This is a genomic window from Halomonas meridiana (genome assembly GCF_009846525.1).
Lineage (GTDB): Bacteria > Pseudomonadota > Gammaproteobacteria > Pseudomonadales > Halomonadaceae > Vreelandella.
Genome location: NZ_CP024621.1, coordinates 2,515,159 through 2,531,049, shown reverse-complemented (window position 1 = coordinate 2,531,049; position 15,891 = coordinate 2,515,159). Strand labels below are relative to the sequence as shown.

The following is a 15,891-nucleotide window of genomic DNA, read 5'->3' as shown; positions in this document are numbered from 1 at the left end:
CCCTATTCACTACATTATTATCGTTTCGTGTTTTTGCCATTTCGGTGTTTTCAGTGGTTGCCAGTGGCTAAGTGTATTATTTCTATCATATTAAGGAGCCGAACATGAGCAAGCCAACCCAGCGTAAAGGCATCATTTTAGCCGGTGGTTCCGGTACTCGCCTGCACCCCATCACGCGTGGTGTGTCTAAGCAGCTACTGCCGGTATATGACAAACCGATGATTTACTATCCGATTTCCGTGCTGATGCTGGCAGGCATTCGTGATATTTTGATTATCTCGACACCTGAAGATTTGCCGCAATATAAAAACCTGCTGGGCAGCGGGGACGACTTTGGTATCAACCTCCAGTATGCCGAGCAGCCTAGCCCCGATGGTTTGGCACAAGCGTTTATTATTGGTGAAGAGTTTATTGGCGAAAGCCCCGTGTGCTTGGTGTTAGGAGACAACATCTTCCACGGCCAGCACTTCTCAGAACAGCTCAAGCGTGCAAGCGCTCATGCCACCGGCGCAACGGTTTTTGGCTATTTAGTTAAAGACCCAGAGCGTTTTGGGGTTGTGGAATTTAACGAAGACGGCAAAGCGATCTCGATTGAAGAGAAGCCCAAAAAGCCGAAATCCAGCTACGCTGTTACGGGCCTCTATTTCTACGATAACGATGTGGTGAACATTGCCAAGCAGGTAGAGCCTTCCGAACGGGGCGAACTAGAAATTACCAGTGTCAACAATGCCTACCTCGAACGCGGCGACTTACGGGTAGAGCGCCTAGGCCGTGGCTTTGCATGGCTGGATACGGGTACCCATGATAGCCTGCTCGAAGCCAGCCAATATGTGCAAACCATCGAACATCGCCAAGGGTTGAAAATTGCCTGCTTAGAAGAAATTGCTTGGCAACAAGGCTGGGTAAGCAATGAGCGCTTGACCGACTTGGCCAAGCCGCTTGCCAAAACCCAATACGGGCAATACCTACAGCGTCTTTTAAAAGGTAAAAAGTGATAAGTAATTAGAGTAGCTATTCACTATTCACTATTCATTACTCACTATTCATGGCTTTTACATGCAATATGAAAAACTTGCTATACCCGACGTAATGCTTCTTACTCCGCAAGTATTTAGTGATGAGCGTGGTTTTTTTATGGAGACTTTTCGTCATGCAGATTTTATAAAACATTGTGGCAATTACACATTTGTACAAGATAATCATAGTCTTTCTTGCTGCGGTATTTTGCGAGGGCTGCACTATCAGTTTGAAAAGCCTCAAGGGAAATTAGTTAGAGTGACTCGGGGAGAAGTCTTTGATGTTGCGGTGGATTTAAGATTAAACAGTCCTACATTTGGTAAATGGATAGGTGTTTTCTTAAACTCTACAAGTAAGCAACTGCTTTGGATACCGCCAGGATTCGCCCATGCGTTTTATGTTACTAGTAATGAAGCTGAGTTTCAGTATAAATGCACAGACTATTACAACCCGGGCGATGAATACTGCATCCGTTGGGATGATGAGGATTTAGCTATAGATTGGCCCCTTGTACATGAAAATATGCCCATTCTATCAGGGAAAGATAATGCAGGATCAAGCTTCAAAGATGCTCGAAAATTTGAATTAATACGATAGAAGGGATGAGAGGGGATGCAAAAAATTGTATTACTCGGAGCTACTGGATTTATAGGCTCTAATATTGCGCAAGAGTTAAATTGCCGTGGTCGAGATTGGTTAGGCGTGTCTCGTTCAGGAGGTGCTGATAGTGATTTTAAAACAGTTAAGTTAGTAGATGATAGTCTGAAAAAAGCTTTAGATGAAAAGCCTATAGTCATTAACGCGATTGGTGGGTTGAAACCAAGAGATTTTGAAGAAAACTTTGAGTCTGCGATGACTGAGTTTTGGAATCTTACTAATACAGTATTAAACTTGTTGCGTGACAAACCACCTAGTTTACTAATGCAAATATCTTCCGCAGGAACTATTTATGGTGATGCATTATTTACGCCTAGTGTAGAGACTGATTCGCCAGCACCAAGCTCTTGGTATGGGCGGATGAAGCTTGTTGAAGAAGCACTTTTTCAACAACTTGCTGCAACAAATAATGTACCATTTATTTGCGCAAGAGTGTCTAATCCTTTTGGTAATGTTAATCATCCTAAGCATGGCTTAGTAGATGTTCTTGTAGATCATATTCGAGAGGGTAAAGTTTTTAATGCATGTTTTCCAAAAGGGGCGCAGCGTGACTTTATATATGCACCAGAAATGGCACGCATACTTGTTGATATGATAGATCGTCCTGTCCCCGGAGTGTTTAATGTTGCCAGTGGAGAGTCAATAAAGTTGCAGGAGCTTATCCAGTTTGTACGATCAAAGCTTCCAAATGCATTGATAAAAGAAACCATTTCAACTAAAACGGATGTTAGGTGTAGTTCTTTATGTACTGAAAAACTTAGTAAAACTTACGGTTTAAGAGCTAGTAGTCTGACAGCTTTTGAGTATCTTAGGAATGAGCTTTTTAGGGAAGAATGATGAAATTTATTATCCGGAAAATATTAAATAAAGACAAAGATAAAGATAATTATGCTCTATTGAAAAAAAGTGAGGTGGATTGGGATGCTTATGCTTTGACTTTGCCTGATAAAGTTAAAGATCCAGTTTTGTTCTTTATGCATAATTATTTGGACTACCCTTTAAAGATAGTTGGGGTTTTTCATTCTTCTTATTATTTAAAAAATAACCCAGATGTACTCAGTAATGGCACCAATCCATTAGTACATTTTTTAATATATGGCCAATATGAAGGTAGGTCTGCTTGGCAAGAAGATGATGAGATAATTCTGAAAAAAACTGAAAATAAAAAGATAGTCGACAACAACGACTTTAAATCAAGGCTAGAGGCTCTGTTACTTAAAGAAAAAATTTTACAAAACGGATTAAGTTCCGCTGAACAGGAAAAGTGGATTAATGAGTTGATAGATGTTTCTGAAAGTGGAATAGTTAAAATTCAAGATTTTTTTGATCAAGAACATTATGAAGCAATGTATCCCGATGTTGCTGATCCGTCAATAAATTCCTTTTTTCATTATATTTTCCATGGGCACGAGGAAGGTCGTCTAGGCTTCTTGGACATTGATAGCTTGATAATTAAAGGAGGGCAAGAAAAAGATAAGCATTTGTCTTCTGTTCTTTTAGTAAGTCACGAAGCCAGTGCGACTGGAGCTCCAGTTGTTGCATTAGAAGTCTCAAAAAGATTGAGTAAGTATTTTAATATTGTAACTTGTACTCTAAGGGGGGGGAGCTACATTCAGACTTTGTCGAAGCTGGGATAGTACACCTGGACGCACCTGGGCATCTTGGGGTGCAAGCTCTTGAATTCTGCATCAAGAAAATAATCGATTACACTGGAGTGAACGCTGTATTGTTGAACTCTGTAGAGTCTGTTGAGATGGCAGAGGCAGCGTTTAACCTTGGTTTACCTACTGCAAGTTTACTTCATGAGTTTGCTGAGTATACTAGGCCTATAGGTAAGGTTAGTAGAATGCTTTTAGCATCTGATATGGTAATGTACCCGGCTAAAAGTCTAATGAGTTCCGGGCTAAATGAGCTATCTAGCTCTAGTGGAATTCGTACTATTCCGAATCATATTGTAATTCAACCTCAAGGGTATTTGGATTTTAAAATTAGATATGACTCAACCTGGAGTCTTAGGCAGCAACTGGGGCTAAGCAATGAGGATTTATTAATAGTCGGTGCTGGACATGTTCAGCCTCGAAAAGGTGTCGATTGGTTTTTAGAAACATGTCATTATATATTTGAGATAATGTCGCAAAGTAACGACGTGCGTGCAAATAAGTTGCAGTTTGTCTGGCTTGGTAATGGCTACAATGAGAATGATACATTAGTTAGTGTTTGGCTTGATGCCTATATGCATCGAGTAGGCATCAAAGATAGAGTCCATTTTCCGGGTGCTGTCCACGATGTTGGTTTGGCATTACGTGAAGCTGATTTGTTTCTTCTTACATCTAAACTTGATCCTTTTCCAAATGTTGCTATTGATGCTTTGCATTCTGATTGTGGAATAGGCGTTTTTGCTGAGTCTAGCGGGATAGCTGACTTTGTAGTCGAAAAATATGCGCGAGCAGCCATAGGAAAGTACGGGGATGCACGTAATCTTGCTGAAAATATAGTTGAAAAATTTGACTACTTGATTTCTAAAAATGGTGTTAATTCAGCTATATGCAGTAAGGAGCTTAGTTTTGATAACTATGTCATAAATATAAAAGTCTTAATTGATGAATCTATAGCTAGACGTGATGAATTGAAAAAGCTTGAGGAATTAGATTGCTTCCGCAAAAACTTTTCTGCTAATTTTTATAATAAAGATATAGTTAGTGAGTTTGCTGTAAAGAATCATTTCCTTAGTCAGCTAATTAAAGGTATCGCAGTAACTAAACCGTTCCCAGGCTCCGATATTCAAGCTGTTTGTGACAATATTAATGTATGTGATTTTCAATCTGCTGTAGAAATGGCGATGTCGGCCAAAGTTGAAGGTATGCCAGTAACCATAATTAAAGGTGCGCCGGTTGAAAAAATCTACAGTGGACGTATTGCATTACAGTTTCATATCTATTTTGAAGATCTCATACCAGAGTTTTGTGAGTACTTCAAAACTCTTACTGATCATAATGTGGACCTCTTTGTGTCACATGTCCCAGAACTAAATGACGCCCATATTAAGCAATTGGAAGAGTCAGTAAGTGGAAGTTTGCATTTGCAACGGTTTGATAACCAAGGTAGAGATGTATACCCTTTTTATCGTCAATTCATAGATAATATTGAGCCTTACTATGACATTGTTGGGCATTTTCATACAAAAAAATCAAATGATGTAGCCAACGGTGTCGGTGATCGTTGGCGTCGCTATTTACTTGGGAATTTAATGGGATCAAGAGCAGCAAGTATAGAGATACTTTCATTGTTTAATGACTTTGAAACAGGTTTAGTATTTGCCGAGGATCGTCACTTAGTTGATGAGGGAAAAAATTCTGCCTATATTGAATTGTTGTTAAAGCAAATGGGGCTGTGCCGTAGAGATAACTACCATCATTTTCCTTTAGGTACTATGTTTTGGGCGAGAGTTTCTGCTTTGTCTTCTTTAGCTAAAATTAAAGATGATACATTTAACTTGCCTGAACCTATTCCATATGATGGCTCTGTGCTTCATGCTTTTGAACGAATTTTGCCTCAGCTTGTAGAAGAGTCTAATTATTCGGTAAAAAGAATATATACAGAAAACACCATTTGGTAAAATCAACAGACTACATTAGGATAATCTATGTTAGAAAAAAAAGATTTATGTATTGTGCATATTGGTATGCCAAAAACGGGATCCTCAACACTTCAAGAGGCCTTTGATAAAGGTCTTAATGATTCTAGAGTGCTTTATCCAAAATTTCCGGAATCGAATCAGAGTGGTAGAATTTATGGTTTATTTGTTAAAAATTATTTAAGTTATCATTTTCTTGCGGCTCAAGGAGTTAATGATAAAGAAAAGCTTCAGCTTTTTAGGGATAAAAGCCGAAAAATATTGCACGACGCTTTTTGCTCAGAAAATAAAAGCATTATACTTTTGTCAGGTGAAGACCTTTTTCACATGACAGAAGAAGAGGTTATTAATTTTAAGAATTTTTTGGATCCATACTTTAAAAAAATTGTTATTTTTGCTTATGTAAGACCTGTTAAGTCTCTCCTGGAGTCTGCATTTCAACAATTAGTTAAATACCATAAAAAAAATAATTTAGATCCTTCCAGTCTTTATCATAGGTATAAAAATTTCGAAAATTTTGATAAAGCTTTTGGTTCAAATAATGTGCTTTTATATAAATTTTCGAAGGGGGATTTAATTGGCTCTGATATAGTTCTTGATTTTTGCAAAAAACTTGGGTTGGAAGATACATACTCAGATGGAAAAATATTCAATGAATCTCTTTCAAGAGAGGCTGTGGCGGTTCTTTTTACTTATCACTATCATCAAAAAATTAATTCTGACTTTGGCGACAAAAAATACCTAGTTGCTAACGAGTTCGTTGAGCTTTTAAGGGGGATTTCTGGGCATAGTTTTAAATTTTCTAGTAAGTACTATGAGAGGGTTATGCTACAATTTGAAAGTGATTATTCTTGGATAAAAAAACGAATTTCAGATGATTTTTATGAGGATATATATGCGGATGATTTAGAGGGGTTTTCTGATGAAAAGGATATACTTTTATACTCAACGCGATGCATCGATTTTCTTTTGAGTTTACTTAAGAACAAGGTTGTTCCTTTTGACGTAGTCGATCATCCACAAACAGTTGCTAAACTAGTTGATTTGATTATGGTGGATATATATAAAAAGATGTTTTGAGGACGAGTTTTAATATCAATTTGGCGCATTATTTATTGCTTTTAATTTTTCAGCTGTTTTCCTTAATGTGCGAAAATAGTCTCTATAAATTGAGAGAGTGCGCTCTAAGTGATATTGTTTTCTTTGTCTAATATGAAAGCTTCAATGTCAATTTGTGTATAAATTTTATTCACAAGTAAAATTGGTCGCTTTTTTAAGTTATAAACTGTAGATGCGAGTTTGTCGTGGCTGTTTGCTTGGTGCAGCTTGTAGTTAATTAAAGGTTTGTAAAATAGGATGTTAATGATCTCGCAATAAGAGTTAAGAGAATGCTGCTATAGCCTAGTTTTTTAAACGAACACTTCTAATGAGGAATCTATGATTTAAATATCAAGTTGCATTTCTTGGTGTTTATGTAAATATTTTTTTGAGCGCTTGATATATAATTAATGATTGAGTGGTCTAAAATTTTAGCCTTCACCTTTTAAATAATAAAATGATTAGCTATAAAGCTTCTTTATGAATTATGATTGTACATGTTGCAAATCCTTACTACGTGCTAATGAGAGTGGCAGTATATATGTGTTTCATTGTTGCAAGCTTTTTTATGAGGCTGTTTTTTTATGCATGATGTAATGTAAGTTTTCCTAGCTGTTTTGATTTGAAGAAATCCTTTAACTGTTGTTGATGTCTTTTAGTGTTGCTAAAATTCAATAAAAAGCTTAGTGAAGTTCTTTGAGTGAATCGTGGCTTGATTGTTATGTTTCATGTTTTAAGTCTATCTTAATTAATCGGGTGAGTGTTATGAATTCATTGTTTTTTGTTCATGTTCCAAAAACTGCTGGAACTAGTTTTAGAAAAGCAGCTGAACTTTTTTTTGGATCTGAGAAAGTCGTTTACGACTATTCTCCTACTTCGGTTGAAACTTCTGACGTTGCATTGAATTTCGTATATGAGATCCAGGATTTTTTATTATTTTACAATGAGTTGAAGTCTCTTAAAGTTAAACTCATTTGTGGGCATGTTAGTGCTGGAAAATACATAGATTTTTTTGGTTCACTTAATACTCTAACTTTTTTGCGAGAACCAGTGCAACGTATAGTGTCCGAATACTATCATTTTGTTCGACATAATAATTATAAGGGCGATTTGCCCTCTTTTTATCGTAAGCCACAGTTTATTAATCGCCAGTCGAAGATGTTACAGGGCGTACCGGTTGAGGCGCTTGGTTTTGTGGGCCTTACCGAGCGTTACGAGCAAGGGCTCGACATTCTCAACCAGGCTTATGGTACGAATATTCAGTCTGTTTCCATGAATATGGGCCGAAAAGATAAAGCCGCCGAATATGAGTTACCGGAAGAGCAGCTAAACGAAATTCGCAGCCTCAACGAGGACGACCTTCAGCTTTATGATCACGCGAAGCGGTTATTTCTTAAGCGCGAAACACTCTTTAAGCAGGGCAGGCCTTACGTACACGGCGCCATTCAGCAGCAGAGTAACAAGAGCATTAGCGGTTGGGCATGGTGGCAAGGCAGCGATGACTCCGTTGAGCTAGCGATAGAGGTAGATGGAGAAACCGTTGCTACTGTTTATGCAAAAGATTTGCGCCCTGGCCTGCTTCGGCTGGGGTTGCCGCGTCGTGGTTACGTAGGGTTTCACCATAACTTTGCAGAACCCCTCTCTGAGGATGCCGTTGTAACGGTACGCGTGGCAAAAACAGGCCAGTGCATTAGCTGATATCGGTTTTCAGACACTTTAGCTCTTGCCATCACTTGCGCTGTTTTAACATTGAGAATGAGATTGCTGTGACCCTTTTTTCCCGTACGCCTGATTACCAGCCCCGCTGCCATTTGCAGGCACTCTCGCCGGAAGCCGCTTACCAATGGCAAGCCGTTGGTGAAGACCCTCAGTTTACGTTCCCCAAGGCCCGTTTACTGCCCGGCTGGCAAATGCTGGAAATTGCGATAGATCACGACCAGCCTAGCGCTGCCGTTAAGCTCTATTTTAACCGAGGAAAAGGGTTCGAAGAGGAGAGTAGCGTTTACTTGCCCGTGAAGGCGGGGCGGGTGGCTAAGCGTGTGTTTTGGATGCCGTTAGGTGTGCGCACGCTACGCCTAGACCCGCTGGAAGACACAGGCAGCTTTACCATCCAGCATTTGCGTTTCGTGTGGTTAACGCCGTGGTTTGCCCACGATCGTTTGGCGCACCGGTTAACCACCATGCACCCACAATGGCGTGGTAAACCCAAGCAGCAAGTGTTGGTGGATATAAAGCAAAAGGCGGCAGAGGCGGGTCAGCCTTGGCGTCACGTTATGCTGGCAGAGTACGCTGCTACATTTGATCGCTTTTCGGTTCAGTACAGCTATGTCGATTGGTTGAAGCAGCAACCAAGCGTATCCCTTGAAGAGTATCAACAAACGCTGCAAGCACTCACGGCTACCCCCGTCATTTCAGTCGTCGTGCCGGTATTCAATCCATCACTCGACCATTTAACAAGCTGTTTAGATTCTGTATTGGCTCAGTACTACCCGCATTGGCAGCTGTGTATCGCGAACGATGCTTCCACCGCACCGGGGGTCGCTGCGCTTCTTGATGAGTATGCCGAGCGCGACCCACGCGTTCAGGTGATTCACCGTCCGCAAAATGGCCATATCTGCGCGGCCAGCAATTCGGCACTTAGTCTTGCGGAAGGAGAGTTCGTGGCACTGCTCGACCACGACGATTGTCTCGCCCCAGAAGCGCTGCTGGAAATGGCCATCGCCATGAATCGCTTTCCTCAGGCGCGTCTGTTGTATAGCGATGAAGATAAGCTAGATGAACGTGGCGTTCGCTACGATCCGCACTTTAAACCCGACTGGAACCCGGATCTGCTGCTGGCCCAAAATTACTTGTCTCATTTGGGAGTCTACTCTACAGCGTTGGTGCGTGAGTTGGGTGGCTTTCGGGAAGGGTTCGAAGGCAGCCAAGACCATGATCTTGCCCTGCGGGTAACGGCGTCTATTGCAGCTGAACATATTGTTCACGTGCCGAAAGTGCTTTACCACTGGCGTGCTGCCGAAGGCTCCACGGCAATGGGCAGTAGCCAGAAAAGCTATACCTCCCAGGCTGGCTTGAAAGCTGTGGCTAGCCATTTAGCGGCTCATCATCCGGGGGCGTTGGTTGAACACGGTGGTTACGCCAATACTTACCGTGTGCGTTGGCCGCTTCCTGACCCCCAGCCGCTGGTGAGCTTGCTAATACCCACCCGAGACCGCGTGGAAATCCTACAGCCCTGTGTTGATGCTATTCTCTCGCGAACGGAATACCGTCACTTTGAACTACTGATTTTAGATAACGGCAGTACTTGCCAAGCCACCTTGGCCTATATGGAAGAGGTGGCGTTGCGCGACCAGCGCGTGCGTGTTTTACGTTGGGAGCACCCGTTCAACTACTCTGCTATTAACAACTTTGGCGTTCAGCACGCAAAAGGCGAGATAATCGGGCTTGTGAATAACGATATTGAGCCGATTAACCCTGAATGGTTAACCGAAATGGTAAGCCAAACGGTGCGCCCAGAGATTGGCTGTGTAGGAGCAAAACTTTACTACCCAAACGACACCATTCAGCACGCGGGGGTGATTTTAGGCATTGGGGGCGTGGCAGGCCACGCCCACAAATATTATCAACGCGATGCCCTGGGGTATTTCACGCGGCTGCATCTTGCTCATAACTTATCAGCGGTGACGGCTGCTTGCTTATTAGTGCGTAAACACGTTTACCATGAAGTCGATGGGTTAAATGAACAGCATTTAGCCGTTGCGTTTAACGATGTCGATTTTTGCTTGAAAGTACGTGAAGCAGGCTATCGTAACCTCTGGACGCCGTATGCAGAGCTCTATCACCATGAGTCGATCTCCCGCGGTTCCGATGACAATCCTGAAAAGCGCGCCAGAGCCGCACGAGAAGTCGCTTATATGCGCCGTGCCTGGGGAGAAAGCTTGCATCAAGACCCTGCCTACAACCCGAACCTGACCCAGGTGCATGAAGACTTTTCGCTCCGCTAGGGCATTGAGCTCTGCTGGCGCGTACAGCCTCTTATTATCTTGTGTAGTCATCGTGTTGGAATCACCAACGAAAAAGAGGTGGGTATGAGCCAGCCAAACATGTGGCTAGTGCTGAGCGATGGCGCTAAACCTACCGAAGATATCTATTTTTTAGAGTCTGCTGCTCTTGCTTTACGTCAGCAGGGTGTTGGTGTTGAGAGAGTGGTTGCGCAGCGCTTTTTTGCAGCGGCAAGGCTGCATGGCAGGGCGTTATTACGCCGTTATGCGGGAGCCAATGTTGTGATATGCCGCTCGTTAGCGCCGAGCTGGGTATCGTGGTTAAAACGTCATCGTCATTGGTTTGGCTATATCGCTTATTTAATAGATGATGATATAGCGGCAGCCGCTGAAGACACTGCTTTGCCTGCTGCTTATCGTCAGCGTATGGCGGGTATCGCAAAGCGTCAGCCAGCCCTATTAGCGCTATGCGATGAAGTCGTTGCCTGCAGCGATGTGCTAGCTGCCCGCTTTTTGCCCCTTCATCACCGGGTTTCGGTGTTAACTCCTCCGTTAATTGCACCATTACCAGCCCTTGAACATTTTGAACAGCCACCCTCGGCCCAGAAGCCTTGGCAGATGGGCTTTCATGGTACACGCGCCCATTTGAACGATCTGCTCCACATTACGCCCTCGTTATGGGCAGTATTGAATGTTCGCCAAGATCTTCACTGCGAAGTTATGCTGGGGCAGTATACGCCGTTCGCGTTAACGGCCTTGGAGAACACCTCAACGCCTGAACCGTTACCTTGGCACTCATTTCGACACTATCAAGCCAGTAAACGACTGCACATTGGCTTGGCACCGTTATTGCAAACTCCCTTTAACGAGGGGAAGTCGTTTATTAAGTTTTTAGACATCGCGGCGATGGGCGGCGTGGGTATCTACTCGAATCGCTACCCTTACACAGAGGTGGTGCGCCATGGTGAAAATGGCTTGCTGGTAGGGGATACCCCCAGTGAGTGGCGGGCCGCCCTGCAGCAATTGCTTAATAATCCTGAGGCGACTGCTAACATGGCACAACAGGCAGCGGCCGATGCGCTGCGGGTAGGTGCTCTTCATCACGCGGTTGATTTTTGGCAGGCGCGTCAGCGTTAAGCTTCAGACTTTTGATTTTAAGGGAGTAAATAGAATGGATGCCATTATTCAGGCTTTTTTTGACCAAACTCCAGATGCCAATGTGGCAAAAGAGCGGGTTGCGTTTGGCACGTCAGGCCACCGTGGCCGCGCTACCGAGCGCACGTTCAACGAAGCGCACATTATTGCCATCACCCAGGCGGTAGTGGATTACCGCCAAGAAGAAGACTACCAGGGCCCGCTGTTTTTAGGCTTGGATACCCATGCACTTTCACGCCCCGCCTGGGAGTGCGCGCTGCGAGTGTTGGCCGCCAATAAAGTGCCGGTGATGATCGAAAAGGGCCATGGCTACACGGCCACGCCTTTGGTTAGCCACGCGATCTTGCAGCATAACGCGCAGCAGCGTCAGGCCATGCCTGCCATGAAAGCGGACGGCTTGATTATTACGCCTAGCCATAACCCGCCAGAAGACGGCGGTATTAAGTACAACCTCCACCACGGCGGCCCAGCAGATACCGAAGCGACCCAATGGATCGAGCTGCGCGCCAATGCGTACTTGCTGCGTCAGCTAAGCGATATTGCGTTAGTGCCGTTAGAAGAGGCGCTTGCCCACGCCCAGGAGTATGACTACACCGCGCATTACGTAGCGCAGTTGGGTCACGTGGTGGATATGGCGGCGATTCAAAAAGCCAACTTAACGCTGGGCGTAGACCCCATGGGCGGCACGGCGCTGCCCGTTTGGCAGGCGATTGGTGAGCATTTCGGTCTGAACCTGGAAGTCGTGAACACCGCCATTGATGACAGCTTCAGCTTTATGCCGCCCGATCACGATGGCAAAATCCGCATGGATTGCTCCAGCGCGGATGCCATGTCGAACCTGCTAAAGATTAAAGACCGCTTCGATATCGCTTTTGGCAACGACCCAGACGCCGACCGCCACGGTATTGTGGACGCCAACGGGTTGATGAATCCGAACCACTTCTTGGCGGTGTGCGTGGATTACCTGATCAGCCATCGCCCGCAGTGGAGCGATTCGCTGAAAATCGGTAAAACGCTGGTCTCTTCGTCGATGATCGATCGCGTCGTGGCTTCGCACAACCGTGAGCTGTTTGAAGTACCTGTCGGTTTCAAGTGGTTCGTGGATGGCCTGCATGAAGGCTGGTTAGCCTTTGGTGGTGAAGAGAGCGCTGGCGCGAGCCTACTTACCCAAGAAGGGAAAGCGTGGTCGACCGATAAAGACGGTATCGCGCTGTGCTTGCTGGCCGCTGAGATTATGGCCGTTACCGGCAAAACGCCCAGCGAGTATTATCGAACCCTCACTGAACGGTTTGGCGAGCCTTTCTACAAACGGGTCGATACCGCCTGCACCGCGGAAGAGAAAGCGGCGTTCAAAAACCTCACCGCCGATAGCATCACCGACACCACCTTGGCAGGCGACCCCATCACCGCCGTATTGGTCAAAGCACCGGGTAACCAAGCCGCCATTGGTGGTTTGAAAGTCACCACCGAAAACGGCTGGTTCGCCGCCCGCCCTAGTGGCACGGAATCGCTCTACAAAGTGTACGCCGAAAGCTTCAAAGGCCCACAGCATTTGGATGAGTTGATCGAAAGTGCCACCGCGCTCTTATCAGGCGTGTTGAAAGGGGAGTGGTGACTCACATAGAAATACCGACTCTGCTGTTATGGCGGTCGTTGTCATATGCTTGTCAGTATTGATGATCAATACTGAAGTTAGGCGGACTGGCGTAACGTTTGCATAGTAGATTGAGGTTACGTCGCCTGTTGCTATATCAAGGAAGACTCATGGAAACATCTTCATCGGCGCTACATCAGCGGGTGTACACCCCCCTTAACGCGTTAGCGGCACATGCAGAACACTTGCAAGCGCAATCCCTTAGTGATTTGTTAGAAAATGACGATACCGCTCAGCAGCGCGCTGCATCGTTGGCGTATACGCTTGGCTCGCTGCATATCGATTTCAGTAAACAGCGTTTAACGCAGCAAACACTTTCTTTATTGGTGGAGTGGGCCTATAGCTGTGGTCTTGAAGCGAAACGCCAGGCTCTGTTTGCGGGCGCTGAGGTAAATTCTTCAGAGAAACGTCCGGCACTGCATATGGCGGCCCGCTGGCCAGCTAAGAAGTTACCGCCCGAAGGGATGGAAGCAGCGGCAAAATTTTGCCAGCAGCAGCGTACCAAAATGGCGAGCTTGGTACAGCGAGTACACCAAGGCGAGTGGTTTGGTGCCACCGGGCAAGCGATCACTGATATTGTGCATATCGGTGTAGGCGGTTCGGATTTAGGCCCCAAATTGGTGAGTGAGTCACTGGCGGACTGCCCCAGCCGTGTCAAAGTGGGCGTGCACTATGTCTCGACCATGGATGGCTCGCAGCTACTCCCCTTGATGGAGACTCTCAATCCGGCTACGACCTTGCTGGTGTTGGCGTCTAAATCCTTCACCACGGCCGATACTCAGTTCAATGCGCGTACGGCACTGTTGTGGCTTAGTGATGCGCTCGAAGTCGAAGAAGCCACCATTCGCCGTTATCAGTTGCTTGGTGTGTCAGCAAAACCCGACAAAATGACCGAGTTTGGCATTCCTGAAGCACATCAGTTGGAATTCAAAGAGTGGATTGGCGGCCGGTTTTCGTTGTGGTCGCCCATTGGCGTCAGTATTGCGATGCAGTTGGGCCTAGAGCAATTTGATGCGCTATTAGACGGCGCCCACGCCATGGATCAGCATTTCATGGCAACTCCGTTAAAAGATAATTTGCCTGTGTTAGTAGGGCTGGTAGGGGCGTGGAACTGTCAGTTTTTGAATATCCCTACCCATGTGGTGCTGCCTTACGATGGTCGCCTGAAAAGTCTCGCGGCGTATTTGCAGCAGCTTGAAATGGAGTCGAACGGTAAAAGCGTGGGGCTCGATGGCCGCTCGATTAACCATGCCACTTGCCCTATTTTATGGGGCGACGTAGGACCCAACGCGCAGCATGCTTTTTATCAATTGCTACACCAAGGTGGTCATACCGTTAGTGCGGATTTTATCGCGATAGCAGGGGGCTCAAGCTTTCCCTCAGCCCAAATCTATACTGCATTGAAAGAGCAGGGGGCGTTGACTTTGGCAAATTGCCTTGCCCAAGCTCAGTTATTTGCATTAGGCGACGATGCGATCCCCCCGTCACTACGCGGTTATATGGCACAAGGGTATCGTGGCAATCAGCCTAATTCGGCCATACTGTTAAAAACGCTGGACGCTTGGTCACTTGGCGCGCTGTTGGCGCTTTATGAACACAAAGTATTTGTACAGTCGGTGTTGTGGAACATTAATCCGTTTGATCAGCCAGGTGTTGAGCTAGGAAAGCAATTAGCCAGTAGCCTCTACCAAACGCTGGTGGGGCAACCGGCTCAACACGACAATGTAGAAGATCCCAGTACTGCTCAGCTGCTGCGTAAAGTAAATGAGTGGCGTTAGCAATGTAATGAAAAAGGAAATGGCCAATGACTCACGTACGCAAAGCGATTATTCCAGTGGCCGGGTTTGGTACGCGCCTGCTGCCGATCAGCAAGGCGATTCCTAAAGAGATGGTGCCGGTGGTGGATCGCCCTCTTATCCAACACGTGGTGGAAGAAGCGCTGGCCGCAGGCATCAACGAAATTATTTTGGTCACGCGTGCTGGAAAATCAGCGATTGAAGACCACTTCGATGCGCATTTTGAACTCGAGCATTCGCTAGCCAGCAAGGGTAAAGATGCATTGCTGGAAACCTTGTCGGCCATTTCCCCTAAAAAGCTGAAAGTCACCAGCGTGCGTCAACCCAACGCCAAAGGGCTGGGCCATGCCATTTACTGCGCTTCCCACCTGTTAGACAAAGACGAGCCGTTCGCGGTGATCCTGCCGGACGTGCTGGTCAAGCCGCAGGTAGGCAGCAGCGCGTGTGATTTGGGCAGCATGGTCGAGCGCTGGGAAGCCTCCGATGCGTCGCAAATCATGGTAGAAGCGGTGCCGCAAGAAGACGTTTATCGTTACGGTATTGTGGATTGCGACGAGCCAGCAGCGGGTGAGAGCGCCACCATGCGCGGCGTGGTGGAAAAGCCCCAACCGGAAGACGCGCCGTCACGGCTTTCGGTGATTGGCCGCTATGTGCTGCCGTACCGAATCATGGAGCTGCTACGCGACCAGCCGCCGGGCGCGGGCAACGAAATTCAGCTAACCGATGCCATCGACCGCTTAATGCAAGAAGGCCAAACCGTGCAGGCGTTCCGTATGCATGGCCGCACCTTCGATTGCGGTCATATTGAAGGCTGGCTCCAAGCCAATACTACGCTTGCCCGCGAGGCGGGTTACGACGTATAACGCATCTCCAAGCAAC

Annotated in this window: 12 protein-coding genes; all 12 read left to right on the top strand. The window is 45.7% G+C overall.

Annotated elements, in window-relative coordinates; genetic code table 11:
• Nucleotides 1-104: 104 nt before the first annotated feature.
• Nucleotides 105-995 carry a glucose-1-phosphate thymidylyltransferase RfbA gene (gene rfbA, locus CTT34_RS12190; RefSeq protein ID WP_159342671.1) on the top strand — a complete coding sequence of 297 codons (891 nt, stop codon included), beginning with the start codon at nucleotides 105-107 and terminating at the stop codon, nucleotides 993-995.
• A gap of 61 nt (nucleotides 996-1,056) precedes the next feature.
• A complete protein-coding gene (rfbC, locus tag CTT34_RS12185; RefSeq protein WP_159342670.1) occupies nucleotides 1,057-1,614 on the top strand; it encodes a dTDP-4-dehydrorhamnose 3,5-epimerase in 558 nt (185 codons plus the stop codon).
• Nucleotides 1,615-1,629: 15 nt separating this feature from the next.
• Entirely contained in the window at nucleotides 1,630-2,511 is an 882-nt protein-coding gene (locus CTT34_RS12180; protein ID WP_159342669.1) for an NAD-dependent epimerase/dehydratase family protein, read from the top strand.
• The gene (locus tag CTT34_RS12175) at nucleotides 2,511-3,311 is read left to right on the top strand and encodes a hypothetical protein (RefSeq protein ID WP_159342668.1); all 801 of its coding nucleotides are present in this window, start codon (nucleotides 2,511-2,513) and stop codon (nucleotides 3,309-3,311) included. The genes CTT34_RS12180 and CTT34_RS12175 overlap by 1 nt, the downstream gene beginning before the upstream one ends.
• 29 nt (nucleotides 3,312-3,340) lie before the next feature.
• Nucleotides 3,341-5,290 (top strand): rhamnan synthesis F family protein, encoded by a 1,950-nt coding sequence (locus CTT34_RS12170; RefSeq protein ID WP_159342667.1) that lies wholly within the window; start codon nucleotides 3,341-3,343, stop codon nucleotides 5,288-5,290.
• A 27-nt stretch (nucleotides 5,291-5,317) separates the two neighbouring features.
• Entirely contained in the window at nucleotides 5,318-6,388 is a 1,071-nt protein-coding gene (locus CTT34_RS12165) for a hypothetical protein (RefSeq protein ID WP_159342666.1), read from the top strand.
• A 783-nt stretch (nucleotides 6,389-7,171) separates the two neighbouring features.
• Nucleotides 7,172-8,104, top strand: a complete 933-nt coding sequence (locus CTT34_RS12160) for a sulfotransferase family 2 domain-containing protein (RefSeq protein WP_159342665.1) — start codon at nucleotides 7,172-7,174, stop codon at nucleotides 8,102-8,104.
• Between the two features lie 68 nt (nucleotides 8,105-8,172).
• Nucleotides 8,173-10,410, top strand: coding sequence for a glycosyltransferase family 2 protein (locus tag CTT34_RS12155; protein ID WP_217352963.1), 2,238 nt, complete (start codon nucleotides 8,173-8,175; stop codon nucleotides 10,408-10,410).
• A gap of 84 nt (nucleotides 10,411-10,494) precedes the next feature.
• Entirely contained in the window at nucleotides 10,495-11,544 is a 1,050-nt protein-coding gene (locus CTT34_RS12150; RefSeq protein WP_159342664.1) for a glycosyltransferase, read from the top strand.
• A 34-nt stretch (nucleotides 11,545-11,578) separates the two neighbouring features.
• A complete protein-coding gene (gene pgm, locus CTT34_RS12145; protein ID WP_159342663.1) occupies nucleotides 11,579-13,177 on the top strand; it encodes a phosphoglucomutase (alpha-D-glucose-1,6-bisphosphate-dependent) in 1,599 nt (532 codons plus the stop codon).
• 149 nt (nucleotides 13,178-13,326) lie between these two features.
• Complete coding sequence (gene pgi / locus CTT34_RS12140) at nucleotides 13,327-14,994, top strand: glucose-6-phosphate isomerase (RefSeq protein ID WP_159342662.1); 1,668 nt, start codon at nucleotides 13,327-13,329, stop codon at nucleotides 14,992-14,994.
• Nucleotides 14,995-15,020: 26 nt separating this feature from the next.
• Entirely contained in the window at nucleotides 15,021-15,875 is an 855-nt protein-coding gene (locus tag CTT34_RS12135; RefSeq protein ID WP_159342661.1) for a UTP--glucose-1-phosphate uridylyltransferase, read from the top strand.
• The last annotated feature ends 16 nt before the right edge of the window (nucleotides 15,876-15,891 follow it).